22 protein-coding genes and 1 tRNA gene are annotated in these 20,400 nt (G+C 69.9%); 9 read left to right on the plus strand and 14 right to left on the minus strand.

Annotated features, from left to right (window positions below; all coding sequences use genetic code 11):
- Position 1: 1 nt before the first annotated feature.
- Together glk and VGR32_RS11560 are read left to right on the plus strand one after the other, a co-directional pair.
- Entirely contained in the window at positions 2-976 is a 975-nt protein-coding gene (glk, locus tag VGR32_RS11555; RefSeq protein WP_327450790.1) for a glucokinase, read from the plus strand.
- Positions 977-1,063: 87 nt separating this feature from the next.
- Positions 1,064-1,336: a hypothetical protein gene (locus VGR32_RS11560; protein WP_327450792.1), complete on the plus strand. Its 273-nt coding sequence runs from the start codon at positions 1,064-1,066 to the stop codon at positions 1,334-1,336.
- A gap of 85 nt (positions 1,337-1,421) precedes the next feature.
- On the opposite strand, the gene VGR32_RS11565 is transcribed toward VGR32_RS11560, so the two are convergent.
- Genes VGR32_RS11565 through VGR32_RS11590 form a run of 6 tightly spaced genes read right to left on the minus strand, consistent with a single transcriptional unit; the run spans position 1,422 to position 6,307 of the window.
- Positions 1,422-2,216 carry a DUF1295 domain-containing protein gene (locus tag VGR32_RS11565; protein WP_327450794.1) on the minus strand — a complete coding sequence of 265 codons (795 nt, stop codon included), beginning with the start codon at positions 2,214-2,216 and terminating at the stop codon, positions 1,422-1,424.
- Positions 2,217-2,263: 47 nt separating this feature from the next.
- A complete protein-coding gene (locus tag VGR32_RS11570) occupies positions 2,264-2,611 on the minus strand; it encodes a hypothetical protein (RefSeq protein WP_327450796.1) in 348 nt (115 codons plus the stop codon).
- A 21-nt stretch (positions 2,612-2,632) separates the two neighbouring features.
- Complete coding sequence (locus tag VGR32_RS11575) at positions 2,633-3,007, minus strand: hypothetical protein (RefSeq protein ID WP_327450798.1); 375 nt, start codon at positions 3,005-3,007, stop codon at positions 2,633-2,635.
- Positions 3,004-4,299 carry a homogentisate 1,2-dioxygenase gene (gene hmgA, locus VGR32_RS11580; protein WP_327450800.1) on the minus strand — a complete coding sequence of 432 codons (1,296 nt, stop codon included), beginning with the start codon at positions 4,297-4,299 and terminating at the stop codon, positions 3,004-3,006. The genes VGR32_RS11575 and hmgA overlap by 4 nt, the downstream gene beginning before the upstream one ends.
- Positions 4,300-4,356: 57 nt before the next feature.
- Positions 4,357-5,208 carry an HAD family hydrolase gene (locus VGR32_RS11585; RefSeq protein WP_327450802.1) on the minus strand — a complete coding sequence of 284 codons (852 nt, stop codon included), beginning with the start codon at positions 5,206-5,208 and terminating at the stop codon, positions 4,357-4,359.
- A gap of 46 nt (positions 5,209-5,254) precedes the next feature.
- A complete protein-coding gene (locus VGR32_RS11590) occupies positions 5,255-6,307 on the minus strand; it encodes an NAD(P)-dependent alcohol dehydrogenase (RefSeq protein ID WP_327450804.1) in 1,053 nt (350 codons plus the stop codon).
- Between the two features lie 94 nt (positions 6,308-6,401).
- Between VGR32_RS11590 and VGR32_RS11595 the strand changes: the two genes are divergently transcribed.
- The gene (locus VGR32_RS11595; RefSeq protein ID WP_327450806.1) at positions 6,402-7,298 is read left to right on the plus strand and encodes a LysR family transcriptional regulator; all 897 of its coding nucleotides are present in this window, start codon (positions 6,402-6,404) and stop codon (positions 7,296-7,298) included.
- Here VGR32_RS11595 and VGR32_RS11600 read toward each other — a convergent pair.
- Complete coding sequence (locus tag VGR32_RS11600; protein ID WP_327450808.1) at positions 7,295-9,598, minus strand: PAS domain-containing sensor histidine kinase; 2,304 nt, start codon at positions 9,596-9,598, stop codon at positions 7,295-7,297. The genes VGR32_RS11595 and VGR32_RS11600 overlap by 4 nt on opposite strands.
- A 133-nt stretch (positions 9,599-9,731) precedes the next feature.
- Between VGR32_RS11600 and VGR32_RS11605 the strand changes: the two genes are divergently transcribed.
- The 3 genes from VGR32_RS11605 (at position 9,732) to VGR32_RS11615 (ending at position 12,170) form a co-directional block, all read left to right on the plus strand.
- On the plus strand, positions 9,732-10,136 hold the full coding sequence (locus tag VGR32_RS11605; protein ID WP_327450810.1) for a metallopeptidase family protein: 405 nt from the start codon (positions 9,732-9,734) through the stop codon (positions 10,134-10,136).
- 151 nt (positions 10,137-10,287) lie between these two features.
- Positions 10,288-10,707, plus strand: a complete 420-nt coding sequence (locus VGR32_RS11610) for a DUF2141 domain-containing protein (protein ID WP_327450812.1) — start codon at positions 10,288-10,290, stop codon at positions 10,705-10,707.
- Positions 10,707-12,170: a carotenoid oxygenase family protein gene (locus tag VGR32_RS11615; protein WP_327450814.1), complete on the plus strand. Its 1,464-nt coding sequence runs from the start codon at positions 10,707-10,709 to the stop codon at positions 12,168-12,170. The genes VGR32_RS11610 and VGR32_RS11615 overlap by 1 nt, the downstream gene beginning before the upstream one ends.
- A gap of 3 nt (positions 12,171-12,173) precedes the next feature.
- Here VGR32_RS11615 and VGR32_RS11620 read toward each other — a convergent pair whose 3' ends face one another.
- Genes VGR32_RS11620 through ccmA form a run of 7 tightly spaced genes read right to left on the minus strand, consistent with a single transcriptional unit; the run spans position 12,174 to position 16,005 of the window.
- Positions 12,174-12,914: a LytTR family DNA-binding domain-containing protein gene (locus VGR32_RS11620; RefSeq protein WP_327450816.1), complete on the minus strand. Its 741-nt coding sequence runs from the start codon at positions 12,912-12,914 to the stop codon at positions 12,174-12,176.
- Positions 12,915-12,971: 57 nt separating this feature from the next.
- A complete protein-coding gene (locus tag VGR32_RS11625) occupies positions 12,972-13,208 on the minus strand; it encodes a hypothetical protein (protein WP_327450818.1) in 237 nt (78 codons plus the stop codon).
- Between the two features lie 34 nt (positions 13,209-13,242).
- Positions 13,243-13,797, minus strand: a complete 555-nt coding sequence (locus VGR32_RS11630) for a DsbE family thiol:disulfide interchange protein (RefSeq protein ID WP_327450820.1) — start codon at positions 13,795-13,797, stop codon at positions 13,243-13,245.
- Complete coding sequence (gene ccmD / locus VGR32_RS11635; RefSeq protein ID WP_327450822.1) at positions 13,794-13,940, minus strand: heme exporter protein CcmD; 147 nt, start codon at positions 13,938-13,940, stop codon at positions 13,794-13,796. Before ccmD ends, VGR32_RS11630 begins: the two co-directional genes overlap by 4 nt.
- Positions 13,940-14,662 carry a heme ABC transporter permease CcmC gene (gene ccmC, locus VGR32_RS11640; protein ID WP_327450824.1) on the minus strand — a complete coding sequence of 241 codons (723 nt, stop codon included), beginning with the start codon at positions 14,660-14,662 and terminating at the stop codon, positions 13,940-13,942. Before ccmC ends, ccmD begins: the two co-directional genes overlap by 1 nt.
- 60 nt (positions 14,663-14,722) lie before the next feature.
- On the minus strand, positions 14,723-15,388 hold the full coding sequence (locus tag VGR32_RS11645) for a heme exporter protein CcmB (RefSeq protein WP_327450826.1): 666 nt from the start codon (positions 15,386-15,388) through the stop codon (positions 14,723-14,725).
- The gene (ccmA, locus tag VGR32_RS11650) at positions 15,385-16,005 is read right to left on the minus strand and encodes a heme ABC exporter ATP-binding protein CcmA (protein ID WP_327451016.1); all 621 of its coding nucleotides are present in this window, start codon (positions 16,003-16,005) and stop codon (positions 15,385-15,387) included. The genes VGR32_RS11645 and ccmA overlap by 4 nt, the downstream gene beginning before the upstream one ends.
- Before the next feature lie 185 nt (positions 16,006-16,190).
- Here ccmA and acnA point away from each other — a divergent pair, with 185 nt between their 5' ends.
- The 3 genes from acnA to VGR32_RS11665 all read left to right on the plus strand — a co-directional run bounded on the left by acnA (position 16,191) and on the right by VGR32_RS11665 (position 20,311).
- On the plus strand, positions 16,191-18,887 hold the full coding sequence (acnA, locus tag VGR32_RS11655) for an aconitate hydratase AcnA (protein WP_327450828.1): 2,697 nt from the start codon (positions 16,191-16,193) through the stop codon (positions 18,885-18,887).
- 136 nt (positions 18,888-19,023) lie between these two features.
- Positions 19,024-19,098: transfer RNA gene (locus VGR32_RS11660), tRNA-Val, on the plus strand.
- A 247-nt stretch (positions 19,099-19,345) separates the two neighbouring features.
- Positions 19,346-20,311, plus strand: a complete 966-nt coding sequence (locus VGR32_RS11665; RefSeq protein ID WP_327450830.1) for a helix-turn-helix transcriptional regulator — start codon at positions 19,346-19,348, stop codon at positions 20,309-20,311.
- Positions 20,312-20,400 lie beyond the last annotated feature (89 nt).

Genomic DNA, 20,400 nt, shown 5'->3' on the forward strand with positions numbered 1-20,400 from the left:
CATGACGCTGCATTGGGACCGCACCCTGCTGGTCGGCGACGTTGGCGGCACGAACGCCCGCTTCGCCCTGGCCCACATGATCGAAGGCCGGCCGGTGCTTGAGCATTTTCAAAGCTTCAAGGGCGCCGACCATCCGACGTTCCTCGACGGCGTGAAGGCGTTCGTCGACGACTGCGAGGAAAAGCCGTCGGGCGGCGTCATCGCCGTGGCCGGCCCGGTGACGAACGGCGCCATCGACCTGACCAACTCGCCATGGCGGGTGTCGGAACGCGAACTGGCGACGCTGGGGCTCGACCCCGTGCGGCTGATCAACGACTTCGAGGCGCTGGCGTGGGGCGCTCCTGTCGTTCCTGAGGCGGACCTAGCTTGGCTGGGCGCGCCGGTCGCGGGCGAACCAGGCGCGACCGTGGCCGTTCTCGGGCCCGGCACCGGCTTCGGCATGTCGGCCCTGGTCCGCGACGGCCATGGCGGAGAGGTCGCCATGCCCAGCGAAGGCGGTCACGCCTGCTTCGCGCCGGGCGACGCGGTCGAGGACGAGATCCTGCGCATCCTGCGCCGGCGCTACGATCGCGTCTCCATAGAGCGGCTGATCTGCGGTCCGGGCCTTCTCAACATGCACCGCGCCCTGGCCGAGATCGAAGGGCGGGAGACCCGCGTCGAGGACCCGGCCGAGATCACGCGCGAAGCCCTCGCCGAGCCGAACGGCCCCTGCGGCCACACGCTGGCGCGTTTTTGCGCCATTCTCGGCTCGGTCGCCGGCGACATCGCCCTGACGTGCGGAGCCCGCGGCGGGGTGTACGTCGGAGGCGGCATCGCCAAGCGCATCCTGCCCTTTCTTCAAGCCAGCCCGTTCCGTGAGCGGTTTGAGCGCAAGGGGCGGTTCACCGACTACATGAAGGCGATCCCGACGCGGGTGATCACCCACGAACATGCCGCCCTGCTGGGCGCGGCGCGGGTCGCCTTCGCGCTAACGTGAGGGAACTCACATAATTCTCACGTGGGCGTGAACCTAACGTCCGACGGCGCATTCAACAGGCTCCACTGTGGAAGGGAGCATCCCACTATGCGTAAACTGATCGTCGCCGCCGCCGCCACCTTCGCCCTGGCCGGTCTGGCCGCCTGCGAAAGCCCGCAGGACGCCGCCGCCGAGAAGCAGGCCGACGCCCTGGAAGAACAGGCCGCCGCCACGCCGAACGAGGCCCAGGAGCAGGCCCTGAACGAAAAGGCCGACATGATCGAGCAGCAGGCCGGCAACGCCGACGGCGGCGCGACCACGGCCAACACGCCGAACACCTCGCCGACCACGGCGACGCAGGAAGCCGACAAGGCCATGTGATCCCGAACCCGGGGTCTCATGAACCCCGGGACAGGATCGGAGGATCGACCCCCGTCGCGACAGCGGCGGGGGTTTCTCTTTGAGCTCAGGCCTTCCTTGGGGGCAGGGGGATGAAGGCCGACGTGCGGCACACGTAGTCAGCGTAACCGGGTCTGGACTCGCTCATGCCTTTCTCCGTCAGGCCGATGCCCGACCAGCGCGTGAGGGTGAAGGTCAGGAAGATCGGCCCGGCGACCGCCCAGGCGCCGGTCGCGGTTTCGGCGGCCAGCACGTACAGCCCCCACCATGTGCACGCCTCACCGAAATAGTTCGGGTGGCGGGACCAGCGCCACAGTCCGCGGTCCATGACCTGACCCTTGTTCGCGGCGTCCTTGCGGAAGGCGGACAACTGCGCGTCCGCGACCGCCTCGAAGACGATGCCGAACGCCGCCAAGGCCGCCCCTGCCCAGCCGATCCAGCCGACCGGCGGCGTCGGGTCGATCTGGCCCAGCTGAACGGGCAGGCTGTTCAGCCAGGCGAAAGCGCCCTGCGGCAGAAAGACGAACAGCAGGCTGGCGACCGCGAAACCGCGGCCCTTTTCCGCCTGGCCTTCAAGCAGCGCCTTGTAGCGGCGGTCCTCGCCGTGGCCCCGCCAGCGCAGATACAGATGGCCGCCGAGCCGCAGGGCCCAGGCGGCGCACAGCCCGACAAGCAGGATCTTCCGGGTGGCGTCGCCGTCGGCTCGCGGCCAGGTGGCCACGGCGAGCAGCAGCATGGCCATCGGCCAGACCGCGTCGATGAAGCTGACGTCCTTCAGCCGAAGCGCCACGGTCCAGAGCGCCGCCATGACGGCAAGCACGAGCGCGAGGTTCATCGCGAGCAGGATCAGGACGTCGGTCATGGCCCAGAAACGTCACGGCCCCGCTTGCGGATGCGCCGGACGTCCGATCAGTCGACGCAGATCGCCGCCGTGGCCCGGCCGTCCTCGACGCGGGTGTAACAGCCGAACCTGTCGCTGGTGGCGGCGCACTGTCCGGCCACGGGACGGCCGTCCTCGACGATCACGCCGCCCGGCACGCGACAGTCGCCCAGACAGTCGTCGCCGTCGCGGCAGGTCTTGGCGGCGTCCGGGTAAGCGATGACGCACTGCAGCGTCTGGGCCCGGCCGACCCTCTGCATCTGTCCGCCCTGCGCCGCGCAGTCGCGCTCGGCCAGCTGTTGCGGAGACATCGACGGGGTGCAGGCGCCCGCGGCGAGCAGGGCGAGGGACGCGCTGAGGGTCAGCAGGACGCGCATGGGAAACTCCTCGCGATCAGATCAGTCGACGCACAGCATGCCTTCGGCCTTGCCGTCCTCGACCCGCGTGTAACACCCGAAGGGGCTGGTGGTGGCCTGACATCTGCCGGTCATGCGGTCGCCGGGCGCGGCGCCGCCGCTGGACGGGTCGCCGCGGCAGTCGCCGACGCAGTCGTCGCCGTCGCGGCAGGTCTTGCCGGCGTCGGGCATGGGCATCACGCACTGCTCGGTTCCCAGCAGGCCCTGACGCCCCCAGGATCCGCCTGCGGTCTTGCAGGCCGCGGCGGTGACGGGGACTGCCGGACGACCTTCATCCGGCACTGGACCCGTGGACGGCACGGGCTGGCATGCGGCGGCGAAGAGGACGCAGGCGGCGAGCCGGGCGGCTTTCGTCATGCGGTGCCTTTGTCGAACCCGGTCCAGACGTCGTCGTAGTCCAGCTGCATCGTCGGCGTGGATTGCGCCCATTCCGTGGTGCGGATCGGCATGCGGGTTTCGAACATGAAGGCCAGGGTGTTCTCGATCTTGACCGGCTTGAGGTCGGCCTTCACCGCCTTTTCGTAGCTGGCCTGGTCCGGGCCGTGCCCGCTCATGCAGTTGTGCAAGCTGGCCCCGCCGGGCGCGAAGCCGCCTTCCTTTGCGTCGTACTCGCCGAACACCAGGCCCATGAACTCGCTCATGACGTTCCGGTGGAACCAGGGGGGACGGAAGGTGTCCTCGGCCACCATCCAGCGGGGCGGGAAGATGACGAAGTCGCAGTTGGCCGTGCCGGGCGTGTCGCTGGGCGACGTCAGGACCGTGAAGATCGACGGGTCCGGATGGTCGAAGCTGACCGTGCCGATCGTGTTGAAATGCGCCGTGTCGTATTTGCAGGGCGCGTAGGTGCCGTGCCAGCCGACCACGTCCAGCGGACTGTGGTCGAAGGTCGTGGTCCACAGGCGGCCGCCGAACTTCTGCACGCATTCGGTCGGGCGGTCGACGTCCTCATGCCAGGCGACGGGCGTGCGGAAGTCACGGGGATTGGCCAGCCCGTTGGAGCCGATGGGGCCGAGGTCCGGCAGGCGGAACGGGGCGCCGTAGTTCTCGCAGACGTAGCCGCGGATCGGGCCTCCGCACTCGACGCGGAAGCGCACGCCCCGCGGGATCAGCACGATCTCGCCGGGGCGGGCGTCGATGCGGCCCATCTCGGTGACGAAGGTCTGGTCGCCCGACTGCGGCACGATCAGCAGCTCGCCGTCGGCGCAGTAGAACACGCGATCCGTCATGGATCTGTTGGCCGCGTACAGGTGGATGCCCGTGCCGACGCCGGCTTCCGGATCGCCGTTTCCGCCGTAGGTGACCAGGCCCTCGACCCAGTCGGTCGGCGCGGTCGGCATCGGCAGCGGATCCCACCGCATTCGGTTGGGGCTGGGCGGCGCGTCCGTGAACGGGCCGGACCGGACATGGCCCTGTGCGAACGGTTGGTAGGCCGGGTGCTGGGCCGAGGGCCGCAGCCGGTACAGCCAGCTGCGGCGGTTCTCGGCGCGCGGCGCGGTGAAGGCGGTGCCCGACAGCTGTTCCGCATACAGGCCCAGGGCGTGGCGCTGGGGCGAGTTTCGGCCTTCGGGCAACGCGCCGGGCACGGCTTCCGTGGCGAAGTGGTTGCCGAAGCCGGTCATCCAGCCGGGCGCATTGGTTAGCGTCGTCATGCGTCGTTGTCTCCCGTGCGTCCGCTTTAGCGCGGCCGGCGGCGTGCCGGGAAGAGTTCAGACACCCGCCGGCATCGTCCCGGCGTTGATGGCGATGCGACCCAGAAGGCCCTTGACGATCAGGTCCAGCGGGCGGCCTTCGCGATAGTCCGCCGCAGCGACGAAGTTCACCCGGTCCTCCGAGATCAGGGAATAGATCTTCTGCTGGTCCCGCTCGGAGTTTCGAGGGTCGTAGACGGCGATCGAGAAGCCGCCCTTGGTGTGCATCATCTTCATGGTCGGCACATCGGTGTCGCCGTCGCCCAGGAAGATCATCCGCTCGAACGGGATCGGCCGCGCTTCGTCGGGCATGAAGCGGTTGATGGCCTCGTGTTCGTAGTGATTCTGCACGCCCTTGTTGATGCGGAACAGGTACTGGGTCTTGGTGGTGTAATTCACCCCCACCGCGGGCCAGACCGCCACGCCATCGGCGTCATAGACGAAGTGGCTGGCGAAGACGTGGGCGAAGGCGTCCCGGATCGGACAGCCCTCGATCATCTCCTCCAGTCCGGCGGAGACGATGTAGTGCTCGATCTCCAGCCCCCACTCGGCGCCCAAAGCGTTGATCCGGTCGAACCAGCCCGGACCGGTCAGGTCGGTCTTCAGCCCGTCGAACAGCTTAACGTCGTGGCCGTGCTCGCGCAGGGTCGCGCGGGTGATCGGCGCGCCGTTCTCGCGCGCCCGCTGCAGCATCAGCTGCATGTACATCAGGATGTTGTCGCCGTCGGCCTCGCGCGTCAGGCGGTCGGCCTCGCCCCAGAAATCGCCGATGCCCATGCCGACGGAGGGGATGAAGGTCACCTCCTGCATGTTGCCGCGGGCCAGCGTCCCGTCGAAGTCGTAGATCAGGGCGGTCTTGAGCAGGGCCATGCGCGAGCCGTTAGGCCCGCGCATGGCGGCTGTCAAAAACGGGAGATCAGGCCGCTGCGTCCAGCGTGCTCATGTCGATGACGAAGCGATAGCGCACGTCGGATTTCTCCAGCCGCTCGAAGGCGTGGTTGATCTCGTCCATCCGGATCATCTCGACGTCGGGAAGGATGCCCTTCTCGGCGCAGAAATCGAGCATCTCCTGCGTCTCCCTGATGCCGCCGATGGGCGAGCCGGAGACGCGGCGACGGGCCAGCAGCAGCGGCAGGCTGGACATGTTCGGGATCGGACCCAGCTGGCCGACCAGCACCAGGGTTCCGTCCACGTCCAGCAGCGGCAGATAGGGGTTCAGGTCGTGCTCGACCGGCACGGTGTCGATGATCAGGTCCAGGCTGTTCGCCGCCGCCTTCATCGCCTCACGATCCGACGAGACCAGCAGGGCGTGCGCGCCCAAGGCCTTGGCGTCGGCCTCCTTGTCGGCGGTGCGGCTGAGCACCGTCACGTGCGCACCCAGACCGACGGCCAGCTTGACCGCCATGTGGCCCAGTCCGCCCAGCCCGACGACGCCAACGCGCGTCCCCTCCGTCACGCCCCAGGTTTTCAGCGGCGACCAGGTCGTGATGCCGGCGCACAGGAGGGGCGCGGCCTTGGCCATGTCCAGACCGTCCGGCATGCGCAGGACGAATTCCTCGCGCACGACCAGATCTTTGGAATAGCCGCCATAGGTCGGCTCGCCGGTGACCCGGTCGCGGCCGTTGTAGGTCTGGGTGTTGCCCTCGCGGCAAAGCTGCTCCTCGCCTTTTTCGCACTCGTCGCAGTGCTGGCAGCTGTCGACCAGGCAGCCGACGGCGACGCGGTCGCCCTCGCGGTACCTAGTGACGTCGGAGCCCACGGCGGTGACCACGCCGACGATCTCGTGCCCCGGCACCACGGGATAGGACGACCAGCCCCAGTCGTTGCGCGCCTGGTGCAGGTCCGAGTGACAGACGCCGCAGTAATTGATGCGCATCTGCACGTCGTTGGGCCGCAGCTCGCGGCGCTGGAACGTCCACGGCTCCAGCGGGGACGTCGTCGAATGGGCGGCATAGCCGATGGTCTGCATGGGAAGGTCCTCCGTCGATGGCGGGAAGATAGGCCGCGACGCCTTCTGCGATTACCCGCTAGAACCTGCATGAACCCGTGAATGGAGCTCATGAATGCGGCGCGACGAGCTGGGCGATCTGGCGGCGTTCCTGGCGGTGGCCGAAGCGCGCAATTTCACCCGGGCCGCGGCCCAGCTTGGAGTGTCGCAGTCCGCCTTGAGCCACACCGTGCGGCGACTGGAGGCCCGTCTGGGCCTGCGTCTTCTGGTGCGCACGACGCGCAGCGTTGCGCCGACCGAGGCTGGCGAGCGCCTGATGCAGACGCTGCGCCCGGCCTTCGACGGCATCGAGGCGCGGATCGACGCCCTCAGCGATCTGCGGGACCGGCCGTCCGGCACCATCAGGATCACGTGCGGCGACCATGCGGCGCGAACCGCCCTTTGGCCCGTGGTCGAGCGCCTGCTGCACGAAAACCCGGACGTCTGCGTCGAGCTGGCCACCGACTACCGCATGGTCGATCTGGCTGAAGGGCGGTTCGACGCGGGCGTCCGCCTCGGTGAGCATCTCGGCAAGGACATGATCGCGGTGCCGATCGGTCCGGAAGTGCGGTTGGTGGCCGTGGCCACGCCGGGGTACTTCGCCCATCGGCCGATCCCGCGCCACCCCGACGATCTGGCCGCCCATCGCTGCGTCAACCTGCGCCTGCCGACGCGCGGCGCCATCTATCCGTGGGAGTTCGAGAAGGACGGGCGCGAGCTGAACGTGCGGGTCGAGGGGCCGCTGGTCCTGAACGACATGAATCTGATCATGGACGCCGCGATGTCCGGCCTCGGCATCGCCCGCGTGATGGAGGACCAGGCCGCCGAAGCCCTCGCCGACGGCCGGCTGATCGAGGTGCTGGCGGACTGGTCCCCGCCGTTCCCGGGATACCACCTCTACTATCCCAGCCGCAGGCAGCCGACGCCGGCCTTCGCCCTGCTGGTGGAGGCGTTGCGCTACCGTCCGGACTAGGCCCGCAGTTCCAGTTCCGGCGCCGACACCTTGCCCGCGGCGCGGCGCGGCAGATGCAGGACGAAGGTCGCGCCCTTGCCCGGCTCGCTCTCCACCTCGGCCCAGCCGCCGTGCAGTTCGACCAGGGCCTTGACCAGGGCCAGGCCGACCCCGGGCCCGCCGCGTTCACGCCGGACGAAGCGGTCGAAAACGTGGGCCTGCAGGTGATAGGGGATGCCGCGCCCGGTGTCCGAAACGCGCAGGCGGACCTCTTCGGGGCCCGAGCGGGCCTCCAGCGTCACCTGACCGCCCTCGCCGACCGCACGGGCGGCGTTCTCCAGCAGATGGTCCAGCGCCTGCGCCACACGGCGGCCGTCGGCCTGGATCGCCCCCACGCCCGCATCGACCGCGACCACCAGCGCGGCGCCGCGACCCTCGACCCGCGCCCGCACGCGTTCGGCTGCATCCTCGATCAGGACCGGGATGGAGGTCTCGGCGTGCACCAGCTCCATCTCCCCGGCGTCGATCTGGGACATGTCGAGCACGTCGTCGATGGAGCGCGCCAGCTGCTGGGCGGCGGTCCGGATCGCGCCGGCGTGCTGCCGGGCCCGCTCGGGCAGGTCACCCGCGATCTCCAGCAGCTCGGAGTAACCGACGATGGTCGTCAGCGGCGTGCGCAGCTCGTAGCTGACGCTGCCCACGAACTCCCGCTTGAGGGCCTGACTGGCCTCCAGCGCCGCCTCCCGGTCCTGCAAGGCCCGCTCGAGACCGCGCCGGGCCGTGACGTCCGAAAAGGCGACCAGAGTGGCCCCGTCGGGCAGGGGGCGCGTCTGCCATGCAGCCAGTCGTCCGTCGGCCGTGGCGGCTTCTCCGGACACGGCCACCCGGCTCTCGGGATCGGGGTCGGCGATGCGCGCCTTCAGCCCCAGCCACAGGCCGGGCTCGGGCATGATCCGGCGGCACAGCTCGGCCACGGCGTCGAAGTCCGAGGCGGCGCGCAACTCGTCGCCCCCCAGCTTCCAAAAGCTTTCGAACGCCTCGTTGTGCAGGCGCAGGCGGCCGTCTGAGCCGAACACGGCGACCGCGTCGTTCAGCTTGTCCAGCGTTGCGGTCTGCACCTGCAGTTGCGCGTTGAACCGGCTGCGCAGCTTCAGTTCGTCGGTGATGTCGGTGAACAGCAGCAGCAGTCCGCCCAGCGGGTGCGGCTGACGCACGACCCGCAGCGTTCGGCCGTCGGGCAGGGACCAGCCGTCGTCGGGTCCCGCCTCGGCCGCCCCGTAGAACTCGAGTTCGGCCGCCTTCCAGCCGGCGTAGTCCACGACCTCGGGGAGCAGCCGGCGCTGACGCAGGCGGTCCAGCAGTTCGGCGTGCGTCGGGCGCTCGTCCAGCCACGCCGGGTCCAGTCCGAACAGCTGCTGGAAGGCCACGTTGTGGAAGGCCAGCCGGCGCGAAGGTCCGAAGATCGCGACCGCGTCGGCAAGGTGGTTCAGCGTCTCGTCGTGCGCCTCGACGTGCCGACGCAGGGTGTCGCGCGTCTCCTCCGCTTCGGTCACTTCGAGGGCATAGACCGTGGAGGCGCCGCCGGGCGCGGGCTCGGCGACGATGCGCCACGCGCGCCGACGGCCGTCGGCGGCCGTCCAGCGAAACCCTTCCTGACGCTGCCCCAGACGGGCGGCCTCCATCGCTAGCGCATCCGCGCCGCGGTCGAAGCTGACGTCGCGGCGCACGGCCTCCTCGACGCTGGCGGCCCTGACGGCGTCGAGCCAGGCGCGGTTGGCCCAGACCAGTCGCCCGGCGCCGTCCAGTGCCCAGGTCGGAACCGGAGACGCCTCGGCGACGAAGCCCGCGGCCGCGCCGTCGCCGCCGCGGACGGCCGGGGCGTCGGCGACGGCCAGCCACGCCTCGCCCGCCTCCACGTGTCCGCTGACCCGCCAGGCCCTGTCGCCGGCGGCGACGCGGGCCTCGAACGGGCGGCCTTCCGACTCCAGTAGATCAATGGCCCCGCCGAGCTCCACGCGCAGGCGCGACAGAACCGCCTCCGCCTCCGCGCTCTCGCCGCCCGTCAGGTCCCGGGCCACGGCGTCCGACCCCAGCAGGCGAGGGCCGTCGAACGCGCCGAGCGGACCCAGTCTCAGGTCGCCGCCGGCCGTGAAGGCGGCCCGCCACAGGTCGCCCTTGCGCTTCTCCTCCTCGACGGCGCCGGTCAGGGTCTCCAGCCGAGCTCGGCTGCGGGCTGTAAAGCGCCAGGCCCACGCCCCCACGGCCAGCGCCAGCCCCGCCGCGCCCGCGGTCGCCCAATAGGCCATGTCGGCGTCGGCCATGCCCCTCGATCAGCTCCCGGCGTCCTGATTCGGTAACCATACCTCATCGGCGACCAGGGACTAGGGATCAGGGACGAGGCGCGCGACGCTCCGCCGTCTTTCTTCCCTCGGGTCGCGCCCCTATCCCTGCGACATGCGCACAGACTGGACGAACCTCGCCGCCCCTTCCCTCGACGACTTCGCGGCCCTGGCGCGCGCGGCGTTCGACGCCCTGCCCGAACCTTTCCGCGGGCTGGCCGGCGAGGTCGTCCTCCGCGTCGACGACTTCGCGGACGAAGAAACGCTGGCGACGATGGAGATGGAGGATCCGTTCGAGCTGACCGGCCTGTATCACGGCGTCGACGTGGGCGCGCGCGACTCCATGGGACCTGCGGCGGAGCCGTCCCGCATCTTCCTGTACCGCCGTCCCATCCTCGACGAATGGGCGGAGCACGGCGAGGTGACGCTGGGCGAGATGATCGCCCACGTGTTGATCCACGAGATCGGCCATCACTTCGGCCTGACCGACGACGACATCGATCACATCGAGGCGGACTGAGGCGTCCATTCGCGAAGCGCCAACGGCGGGCGTGGTCGTTGGCGAAATGCCGGCGGCCGACGGCGCATGTCCTGTGGCGGCGGGCCGGGGGCGGGGACACGGTCGCTTCGTCGACGGACGCCGCCCCGGCGCCGGCCACGGAGGACACGCCATGAAGACCCTGATCGCCGCCGCCCTGTTGCTGGCCGCGCCCGCCGCAGCATACGCCCAGGACTCCGGCAGGATCACGTTCGAGTTCGCAACCGCCCGGGCCGAGGGCGCCGTGATGCTGGCCCTGTTCGACTCGGCCGACGCCTACGCCGGTCGCGGCGCGCCCGTGGCCAACCGCATGGTCCCCGTCGGCGCCGACGGAGCCTCGGTGACCTTTGAGGATCTGCCGGCCGGCGACTACGCGATGCGCGCCTTCCACGACGTGAACGGCGACGGCCAGATGAACACCAATCCCTTCGGCATGCCGACCGAGCCCTATGCCTTTTCCAACAATGCGGTCGGCAACATGGGCCCTGCGAGCTGGGATCGCGCCAGCTTCCGCGTCGACGGCGCCGTCACGCAAGTGATCGAGCTGAAGTGATGACCAGCCGACGGTCGTTCCTCGCCGGCTGCGCCGCCCTGTCGGCCGCGGTCGCCACCCCTGAACTGGTCCGCGCCGCCGCGCTGGACCGCGTCGCCCATGACTGGAGCCTTGCCACGCGCGACGTCGAGGCCGACGTCGCCCGCCATGCCATGACCCGCTTCCACGGCCGGGCGCCGCGCGCACTGGAAGGCACGCTGTTTCGGAATGGACCGGCGAAATTCCGCAGACCGGGCGGCAGCGCCACCCACTGGTTCGACGGCGACGGCCTGATGCGCGCCTTCCGCATCCATGACGGACAGGCGTCGCTCCAGGCGCGCTTCGCCGACACGCCGAAGCGCCGGCACGAAACCGCACTCGATGCCGTCGTCACACCGGGGTTCGGAACGGCCGGAGACGCGCGCGCCCAGGTCGGATCGAGCGACGACGCCAACGCGGCCAACACCTCGGTCATGGCCGTGGGCGGCAAGGTCTGGGCGCTGTGGGAAGGCGGCTCGCCGCTGGCCATGGACACGGATACGCTGGCCACCGAAGGCTTCGTGACGCTGCGCGACGATCTCAAGGGCATGCCGTTTCAGGCGCATCCGCGCGTGGACCCCCGAGGCACGATCTGGAACGTCGGAACGAATGGCGACATGGCCGTGGTCTGGGCCCTGGAGCCCGATGGCGGTCTGATCGACGCGCGCATGCTGAAGCTGCCGCGCGCCAGCTACATGCACGACTTCACGGCCACCGACCGGCATCTTGTGTTCGTGCTTCAGCCGTGGGTGTTCGCGCGGAACACCATGCCCTTCTCTGCCCGCCTGGACTGGCGGCCGGAGATGGGGACGCTCGTCGCCGTGGTCGACAAGGACGATCTGACGAGGATGCGGACCTATGAGCTGCCGACCTTCAGTCATTTCCATCTGGGCGACGCCTGGGAGGAGGCCGACGGCACGATCCGCTTCGACCTGCCGGCGGGCGAGGACGTGCAGTTCGCCGTCGACGGCGCGCGCGTGCTGGTCGAGGGCAGGGGACAGGTTCCTGGCGCGCCCAGCCGCCTGTCGATGGTGACCCTGCGTCCCGACGGACGCGCCGACCTGTCGCGCACCGAGGTCACCGCCGAGTTCGTCGGCGCCGACCCCCGCCGTCGGGGTCTGCGCCGCAGCCTGACCGTACACGTCACCGGCGAGCGCGGCGACCGGCCGCTGGCGACCGGACTGGCTGTGCACGACTGGGACGCCGGACGCTCCGACGTGTTCGACTTCGGCGACGGGCACGTGGTCGAGGAAGCCCTGTTCGTGCCGAAGCCGGGGCGGTCCGCCGAGCGCGACGCCTGGCTGGTCGTGCCCTCCATCAACCTCACCGCCGCCCGCACCGAACTGCACGTGCTGGACGCCGCGCGCGTATCGGACGGTCCGGTCGTCAGCTGGCGCGCCGACGTCGCCCTGCCCGCCGGCTTTCACGGCACGTGGAAAGGGTAGGAATCACCACCAGCCGGCGGCGCGCAGAGCCTTGGCGTGGCGCCGGCTGACGGGGACGGAGATGCCGCCGTCCAGCGTGAGCAGCGCCCTGCCGTCGCCGCGTTCGACGTCGCGTACCGCGTCGCGGGCCACCCACCAGCTCCGGTGCGTCTGGGCGCCTTCCAGCCCCTCAAGCTCGGTGACGGCGTCCGACAACCGCATCAGGATCAGATCCGAACCACGATCGGTGTGCAGGCGCAGATAGTGGTCCTCGGCCTGGACCGCGATCAGCCGCGAACCGCGAAGCCGTGCGGGAAGCCGGTCAAGGAATCGCGCCGGCGCCGGCGACACTCCTTCCGAGACATGGGTCTGGCGCGGTTTGCGCCCAAGGAAGACGTTCAGGACGCTGACCGTGGCCGTCACCAGCGCCACGGGCCCCAGCAGGTGCACGAAGGCCTCCGCGGGATAGACTTCCCGAACGAAGATCAGCCCGGTCACCAACCACACGAAGCCCGTCATCGGCAGGGTGATCACCGCCGTCAGGACGATCGCCGCCAGCCAGGGCCGCTCGTCGAAATCGACCAGACGCTCGGCCAGCAGGGAGGCCACCGTTCCCCAGATCGCTCCGACGAACATGACGAAGGTCCAGTAGGCCAGCCGGAGCCACAGGGGCGCCTCACCCGTGTTGAACGCGCCCGTCAACGCCAGAAGCACGCCTCCGGCCAGCGCCACGCCCAAGCCGCGCAGGGTCTGTCGATCAGGCATTATGCGGAGCACGGTCACGGCGTCTTCAAATCACGCGTCCGGATGGCGGGAAAGGCCCTAGGCGCGGATGTCCAGCAACGCACCCGGACGGCTCGGGCGCGCGGCTCCCGTTTCGTCCACGGCGATCGTCGGCGTCTGGGCGGTCGGGGCGGCCACGGGCGCGACCGGCTGGATGGTCTGGGCCGCGGCCATAGCCGTGCGGAAGAAGGCCGCCTGCGCCGCGCGCGCGCCGGGAGGCGCGCCCGTCTGGGCGGCGGCGATGGAGGGAGCGAGGCCGGGGCCGATGGCGGTCATGGCCGCAGGGTTAACGAAATCCGTCGCGGAACGGTTAACGCGGGTTTCGCGGCCCCACTTCTTGCGCCGCCGCGACCAGCCGCGCCACGTCGGCGTCGTCCAGAAGCACGCCGGAATGCTTGGCCGTGACCGTGCCCATGGCGTTGACGGCGAACGTCTCGGGCGCGCCGGTGATCCCGAGGTCCAGCCCGGCCTGCCCGTCCGCGTCGACCAGCACGAAGGCGAAGGGATCGCCAAGTTCGGTCAGAAAGGCGCGGGTGTCCTCGGGCCGGTCCTTGTAGGCGACGCCGACGATGGTGACGCCCTGCGCCTTCAGCGCCATCAACTTCGGGTGCTCGATCTTGCAGGGGGCGCACCAGCTGGCGAACACGTTGATGAGCATCGGGCGTCCGCGGCCGGCCGTCTTCAGATCCAGAACGGCCCCGGTCCCTGAGCCCTGCAACATCGGCAGCACCGTCTCGGGGACCGGCCGCCCGACCAGCGCCGCCGGCTTCACGTCCGGATCGCGCTTCAGCGACCAGCCGGCGAAGAGAACGAACAGGGCGAGCAGGACGACGATCGGGATCGCCGGCAGGATCCAGCGCCTCATTTCCCGTCCTCCAGTTCCTGCAGGCGTGCGCGCACCCGCCGCGCGGTCAGCAGGGCGCGGCCGGCGACGACGGCCAGCACCAGCGCGCTCAGACCCCACGCGGCGGCGACGTATTCGACGTAGCTGCGGGGGATCTGGTCCATCAGGCCTCCATCGCCCGGCGCGCACGCAGGGTGCGCAGGCGCCGGTCCAGCACTTCCGTGCGTATGCCTGTGATCCAGACCGCCGCGAACAGCACGGCGTAGGCGGCCATCATGGTCAGGAGGGGCGTCAGATAGGCGGCGGTCATCGACGGCCCGTCGGCACGCAGCAGGCTGGCCGGCTGGTGCAGGGTGTTCCACCAGTCGACGGAGAACTTCACGATCGGCAGGTTGATCAACCCGACCAGACCGAGCACGGCGCTGGCGCGGGCGGCCTTGGCCTCGTCCTCGATGGCGGCCCTGAGCGCCAGCCATGCGAGGTAGAACAGGAACAGCACCAGCACCGACACCAGACGCGCGTCGCCCCAGGTCCACCACACGCCCCACATCGGCTTGCCCCAGATCGCGCCCGTGACGAGCGCCAGTCCCGTGAAGGCGGCGCCGGGCACGGCCGCGGCGCGGGCCGCGGCGTCGGCCAGCGGGTGCCGCCACACCAGCGAGAACAGGCAGCTGAAGCCCAAGGCTGCATAGGCCATGAGCCCGAGGGACGCGGCCGGCACGTGCACGAACATGATCCGCACGCTGTCGCCCTGCTGATAGTCCGGCGGCGTGTTCAGTGAGAACCAGGCGCCCACGGCCAGCAACAGGCCGGCCGCGATCCACAGCGGCCCGACCAGCGGCGCCGAAAAGCGCATGAAGCGCTCGGGATTGGCCAGACCGAACATGGCGCGCGCTCTACCCCTCGCTTGCTCGGGCGACAAGCGACGTGCTGACGCGCGCGTCCGTCACCCCTGCGCGTTCCGGATCGCCGCGCCGCCGGCGAAGGGCGACAGGGCGCAGGCGAACAGGGCGTAGGCGGTCAGAAGCGCCAACGCCGGAGCCGGCGACGTCCCCTCCTGCGCCGCCGCGATCGCGCCCGCGCCGAAGATGACGGGAGGCGCGTACAGGGGCAGGGCGATGACCGCGACCAGCAGTCCCCCCCGCTTCGACCCCAGCGACAGCGCGGCGGCCAGCGCGCCCACCGCCGCGAAGCCCAGCCCGGCCAGCGCCGCGACGCCGGCCGTCAGCGGGGCCAGCGCCGGGTCCAGGCCCAAAGCCAGGGCGGCGACGGGCGCCGCCAGCGCCAGCGGCAGGCCCACCGCCGTCCACTGCGCCGCCGCCTTGACGGCGAACACGGCCTCCAGCGTCAACGGCCCGAGCGCCAGCAGATCCAGCGCCCCGTCCTCGTGGTCCCGCTCGAACAGGCGCTCCAGAGACAGCAGCGACGCCAGCGCCAGCACGATCCACGTGGCGCCGGCGGCGATGGGAACCAGCCGCACCGGCTCGGAGCCGATCGCCAGCGGCAGGGCGGCGGTCGCGGCCAGCGCGAAGCCGCAGGCCAGCAGCGGCCCGCCCCCTCCGGACCAGAGCAGCGCAAGCTCGCGCCGAAAGAGCAGCATCAGCGCGCTCATGCCGGCGCCCCCACGACGATCTCGCGCGCCGCGACCGGCAACGGATCGTGCACGGCGGCCAGGATCATGCCGCCGCGGTTCAGGTGTTCAGCCATGATCTCCGCCGCCTGGGCGCGTCGTCGGGCGTCGAGAGGGGCCAGCGGCTCATCCAGCAGCCACATCGGGCGTTCGGCCGCGACCAGCGAAGCCAGCGCCAGCCGCCGCTTCTGTCCTGCCGACAGGACGCGCACCTCCAGATCCAGCAGGGGCGTCAGATCCAGCCGCTTCGCCGCCGCCGCCACCGCCTCGGCCGACGCCCCGAACCATCGCGCCTGGAACGTCAGCTCGGCGCGCGCTGTTCGGCCCGGCCGAAAACCCTCCTGATGCGCCAGCAACTGCACCCCGGCGGCGCGCGCCGTGCCCGCGTCCAGCGGACCGCCGGCCCCTTCGAACCGCACCTCTCCCCCGTCGGGCCGCAGCAGGCCCGCGACGGCGCGCAGCAGCGACGTCTTCCCAGCCCCGTTCGCCCCGGTGAGCTGAGCCGCCTCACCGGCGCGCAAGGCGAACGACAGGCCGTCGAAAAGGCGGCGCTCGCCCCGGGAAACCGAAAGATCGAAAACGGTCAGCGCGGCGATCATCTGCGACCGGTTCTCAATGTCCACGTCGGCGTTGTGGACTCATGGACGGGCGCGCCCGCGCACATTATGACCGCCCCAGCCGCAGCAGGCCCTGAGCGCGCGCGGCGGGGACCTGTGCGCCCCGTCGAAAGGCGCGGCAGGGAGCGACCGGATGTTCGGGCGGCGATGACCAGAGGAAGCCTCCCATGCCGTCAGTCGACAGCCTGAAAACCCGCCGGGACCTCACCGTCGGGCGCAAGAAATACGCCTATTACAGCCTTCCCGCCGCCGAGGAAGCCGGTCTGACCGGCATCTCGCGCCTGCCGCGATCCATGAAGGTGCTGCTGGAAAACCTGCTGCGCAACGAGGACGGCGTGTCGGTGACCGAGGCCGACCTCAAGGCCGTGGCCGCGTGGATCGAGAACAAGGGCGCCGTCGAACACGAGATCGCCTTTCGTCCCGCACGCGTCCTGATGCAGGACTTCACCGGCGTGCCGGCGGTGGTCGATCTGGCCGCCATGCGCGACGCCATGACCGGCCTGGGCGCCGACGCATCGAAGATCAACCCGCTGAACCCCGTCGACCTGGTCATCGACCACTCGGTCATGGTCGACCACTTCGGCGACTCCAAGGCCTTCGAGCGCAACGTCGAGCGCGAATACGAGCGCAACATCGAACGCTACAAATTCCTGCGCTGGGGTTCGTCGGCCTTCAACAACTTCCGCGTCGTCCCGCCCGGCACCGGCATCTGCCATCAGGTCAATCTGGAGAACCTGGCCCAGACCGTGTGGATCGACGCCGAGGGCAAGGCGACCGTGGCCTACCCCGACACCGTCGTCGGCACCGACAGCCACACGACCATGATCAACGGTCTGGCCGTGCTGGGCTGGGGCGTCGGCGGCATCGAGGCTGAAGCCGCCATGCTGGGCCAGCCGATCCCGATGCTGATCCCGGAGGTCGTCGGTTTCCGCCTGACCGGCCGCCTGCCGGAAGGCGCCACCGCCACCGATCTGGTGCTGACGGTCACGCAGATGCTGCGCAAGAAGGGCGTGGTCGGCAAATTCGTGGAGTTCTTCGGCGACGCCCTGTCGGGCCTGACGCTGGAAGATCAGGCGACCATCGCAAACATGGCCCCGGAATACGGCGCCACCTGCGGATTCTTCCCGACCTCGCAGGCGACGATCGACTATCTGCTGGCCACCGGCCGCGACAAGGCGCGGGTCGCGCTGGTCGAGGCTTATGCCAGAGCGCAGGGGCTGTGGATCGAGCCGGGCTCGGAAGAGCCGGTCTTCACCGACGTGCTGGAACTGGACCTGGGCACCGTCGTGCCGTCGCTGGCCGGTCCGAAGCGCCCGCAGGACAAGGTCGAGCTGACCAGCGCCGCCGCCGAGTTCGAAGGCCACCTGACCGGAACCTTCAACCGTCCGGCCGACGCCGCCCGCGCGGCCGTCGACGGCGAGAAATTCACCGTGGGCGACGGCGACGTGGTGATCGCCGCCATCACCAGCTGCACCAACACGTCCAACCCCTCCGTCCTGATCGCCGCCGGTCTGGTGGCGCGCAAGGCCAACGCCCTTGGCCTGAAGCCCAAGCCTTGGGTCAAGACGTCGCTGGCTCCCGGCTCGCAGGTCGTCACGGATTATCTGACCGACGCCGGCCTGACGAAGGATCTGGACGCGATCGGCTTCAACTTGGTCGGCTACGGCTGCACCACCTGCATCGGCAACTCCGGTCCGCTCGACCCCGCGATCTCGAAGGCGATCAACGAAAACGGGCTGGTCGCCACGTCGGTGCTGTCGGGCAACCGCAATTTCGAAGGCCGGGTGAATCCGGACGTGCAGGCCAACTATCTGGCCTCGCCGCCGCTGGTGGTCGCCTATGCGCTCGCCGGCTCGATGCGCATCGACCTGGCCACCCAGCCGATCGGCCAGGACAAGAAGGGCAAGGACGTCTTCCTGAAGGACGTCTGGCCGACCAGCCAGGAGATCGCCGACATCCAGAAGAAGTCGGTGACGCCGAAGATGTTCGCCAAGCGCTACGCCGACGTCTTCAAGGGCGATCGGCACTGGCAGTCCATTTCGGTCGAGGGCGGCCAGACCTACGACTGGGACGCGGGCTCCACCTACGTGCAGAACCCGCCCTATTTCGAGGGCATGTCGATGGAGGCCGCGCCGGTGAAGGACGTGGTCGAGGCCCGCATTCTGGGCATCTTCGGCGACAGCATCACCACCGATCACATCAGCCCCGCGGGCTCGATCAAGGCGTCGTCGCCGGCCGGCAAGTATCTGGTCGAGCACGGCGTCGAGCCGCTGGACTTCAACAGCTACGGCGCGCGCCGCGGCAATCATGAAGTCATGATGCGCGGAACCTTCGCCAACATCCGCATCCGCAACCGGATCACGCCCGAGATCGAGGGCGGCGTGACGAAGCACTTCCCCTCCGGCGAGGTCATGTCGATCTACGACGCGGCCATGCGCTATCAGGCAGAGGGCCGTCCGCTGGTGGTCTTCGCCGGCAAGGAATACGGCACCGGCTCGTCGCGCGACTGGGCGGCCAAGGGCACGCGTCTGCTGGGCGTCCGCGCCGTCATCGCCGAGAGCTATGAGCGCATCCACCGCTCCAACCTGATCGGCATGGGCGTGGTGCCGCTGCAGTTCAAACAGGAGGGCTGGACCCGGCTTGGCCTGACGGGCGAGGAGATCGTCACCATCCGCGGCCTCAGCGACGCCAACGTCGGCAAGCTGAAGCCCCGTCAGGACCTGTGGGTGGAGCTGTTCCGCGCCTCGGACGGCAAGATGGCCCGGTTCCCGGTCCGCTGCCGCATCGACAACCAGACCGAGCTCGACTACTTCCGCGCCGGCGGCGTCATGCCCTACGTGCTGCGCAACCTCGCGGCGGGCTGACGCGACCGTCGGAACGAAAAGGCCGGGGTTCGCCCCGGCCTTTTTCGTTTCCGCCGTCCTCGGCCCTTGCGGGCCGCCACGGGCCGGGTTATGCACCCCGCCTTCCCGCCCCGGGGCATTCCGGGGCCGTTTCGGCGGACGCGTAGCTCAGCGGGAGAGCACTACGTTGACATCGTAGGGGTCACAGGTTCAATCCCTGTCGCGTCCACCATTCTCTTTGAATGACCTGGGGGCTGGCCACCTCCGCCGCCGCCCAAAAACCCCCAAGAAATCAGTTCGGCTTTGCATTCCACGTCGGTGCGGGCGTCAGTGCGGCTTCCCGTCGATGGCCGGCCCCCTGCGTGGCTTCCGCAGCGGACGACAGTGACGTGGGCTTTTGGTCTGGCCACCACTGGTTGTCGTTGACAACACTGTTCGCGGGCGCGATCTGACTTCGTTCCTCAGCGTTCGGTCGTTCTGTGATTCCCCTGAAGCGTTTCTCGACGACCCATCTTCCAGAAGAGGCCCGGCTTCAGGCGTGGCTGGAGCGGGATTGGCCGAGGGTCGACCGGGTCTACCGAACCGTGCCGCTGGAGCCGTTCGACGTGGTCATGGAGCACGCGGCCCTCGCCCGGACCGTGCTGGTTCGAACCGAAATCTCGGCGATGATCTGGGAGCGGCATCCGGACGACATCCGGGCCTCCGACATGAACGCCATCATCGTCAGCATGATGGTCCGCGGACGGGCGCACGGCGATCTGGACGGCAGGCCGTTTCTGGAACCTGCCGGAACCTATCACTTCCACGATCTGAGCCGCCCCTCGCTTCACACCTCGACGGCCAGTCTGACGTACGGCCTGATGCTGCCGCGCGACGTCGTCGAGGGCATGGGCGTGCCGATCGACGATCTGCACGGTCTGGTCGTCGACGGTCCCGCGGCAGGCGCGCTCCTGAACCTTGCCGGGACGGTCTGGAGCTGGCTTCCGGACATGACGACCGACGGCGCCGCGCGGGCGGAGGCGGCCATGCTGGAGCTTCTCGTCGCCGGCATTCACCAAGCCCTCCCCGGCGCGCCCGCGCGGGCAAGACGCGACGCGCTTCGCGACGCGGCGATCGCCGAGATCGACCACAGTCTGGGTCTGAGCGCGACGACCGTCGCGAAACTGGCCCGGATCCTGGCCGTGCCGGTCGAGCAGATCGTGTCCGCGTTTCGCGGCGACGGCGGCCTGGCGGCCTACCTGTTGTCCCGGCGGCTGGAGGAGGCGCGGTCGGCCTTGGCCGATCGCGGCCGACAGGAGCCGATCGGCGACATCGCCCACCGCCTGGGGTTCAGTGACGCGGCACACCTCAGCCGTGCATTCCGCAAACGCTTCGGCGTCTCCCCGAGGGACTACCGCAGCGACCGCCGCGCCGCGGCGGGGCGGGGGGACGACGGAACAGCTTAACCATTACCCCCGGACGACATTCAATTTTTCGGCGACCGACGTTCAAGTCGATCCGCGTGAACCCGTGTTATCGCGCTCGTCCGCATCAC

The organism is Brevundimonas sp., assembly GCF_035935935.1.
Lineage (GTDB): Bacteria > Pseudomonadota > Alphaproteobacteria > Caulobacterales > Caulobacteraceae > Brevundimonas.

Bases quoted from the DNA above. Each gene is read 5' to 3' on its own strand.
- glk (WP_327450790.1), top strand. From the start codon at position 2: ATGACGCTGCATTGGGACCGCACCCTGCTGGTCGGCGACGTTGGCGGC.
- VGR32_RS11560 (WP_327450792.1), top strand. From the start codon at position 1,064: ATGCGTAAACTGATCGTCGCCGCCGCCGCCACCTTCGCCCTGGCCGGT.
- VGR32_RS11565 (WP_327450794.1), bottom strand. From the start codon at position 2,216: ATGACCGACGTCCTGATCCTGCTCGCGATGAACCTCGCGCTCGTGCTT.
- VGR32_RS11570 (WP_327450796.1), bottom strand. From the start codon at position 2,611: ATGCGCGTCCTGCTGACCCTCAGCGCGTCCCTCGCCCTGCTCGCCGCG.
- VGR32_RS11575 (WP_327450798.1), bottom strand. From the start codon at position 3,007: ATGACGAAAGCCGCCCGGCTCGCCGCCTGCGTCCTCTTCGCCGCCGCA.
- hmgA (WP_327450800.1), bottom strand. From the start codon at position 4,299: ATGACGACGCTAACCAATGCGCCCGGCTGGATGACCGGCTTCGGCAAC.
- VGR32_RS11585 (WP_327450802.1), bottom strand. From the start codon at position 5,208: ATGGCCCTGCTCAAGACCGCCCTGATCTACGACTTCGACGGGACGCTG.
- VGR32_RS11590 (WP_327450804.1), bottom strand. From the start codon at position 6,307: ATGCAGACCATCGGCTATGCCGCCCATTCGACGACGTCCCCGCTGGAG.
- VGR32_RS11595 (WP_327450806.1), top strand. From the start codon at position 6,402: ATGCGGCGCGACGAGCTGGGCGATCTGGCGGCGTTCCTGGCGGTGGCC.
- VGR32_RS11600 (WP_327450808.1), bottom strand. From the start codon at position 9,598: ATGGCCGACGCCGACATGGCCTATTGGGCGACCGCGGGCGCGGCGGGG.
- VGR32_RS11605 (WP_327450810.1), top strand. From the start codon at position 9,732: ATGCGCACAGACTGGACGAACCTCGCCGCCCCTTCCCTCGACGACTTC.
- VGR32_RS11610 (WP_327450812.1), top strand. From the start codon at position 10,288: ATGAAGACCCTGATCGCCGCCGCCCTGTTGCTGGCCGCGCCCGCCGCA.
- VGR32_RS11615 (WP_327450814.1), top strand. From the start codon at position 10,707: ATGACCAGCCGACGGTCGTTCCTCGCCGGCTGCGCCGCCCTGTCGGCC.
- VGR32_RS11620 (WP_327450816.1), bottom strand. From the start codon at position 12,914: ATGCCTGATCGACAGACCCTGCGCGGCTTGGGCGTGGCGCTGGCCGGA.
- VGR32_RS11625 (WP_327450818.1), bottom strand. From the start codon at position 13,208: ATGACCGCCATCGGCCCCGGCCTCGCTCCCTCCATCGCCGCCGCCCAG.
- VGR32_RS11630 (WP_327450820.1), bottom strand. From the start codon at position 13,797: ATGAGGCGCTGGATCCTGCCGGCGATCCCGATCGTCGTCCTGCTCGCC.
- ccmD (WP_327450822.1), bottom strand. From the start codon at position 13,940: ATGGACCAGATCCCCCGCAGCTACGTCGAATACGTCGCCGCCGCGTGG.
- ccmC (WP_327450824.1), bottom strand. From the start codon at position 14,662: ATGTTCGGTCTGGCCAATCCCGAGCGCTTCATGCGCTTTTCGGCGCCG.
- VGR32_RS11645 (WP_327450826.1), bottom strand. From the start codon at position 15,388: ATGAGCGCGCTGATGCTGCTCTTTCGGCGCGAGCTTGCGCTGCTCTGG.
- ccmA (WP_327451016.1), bottom strand. From the start codon at position 16,005: ATGATCGCCGCGCTGACCGTTTTCGATCTTTCGGTTTCCCGGGGCGAG.
- acnA (WP_327450828.1), top strand. From the start codon at position 16,191: ATGCCGTCAGTCGACAGCCTGAAAACCCGCCGGGACCTCACCGTCGGG.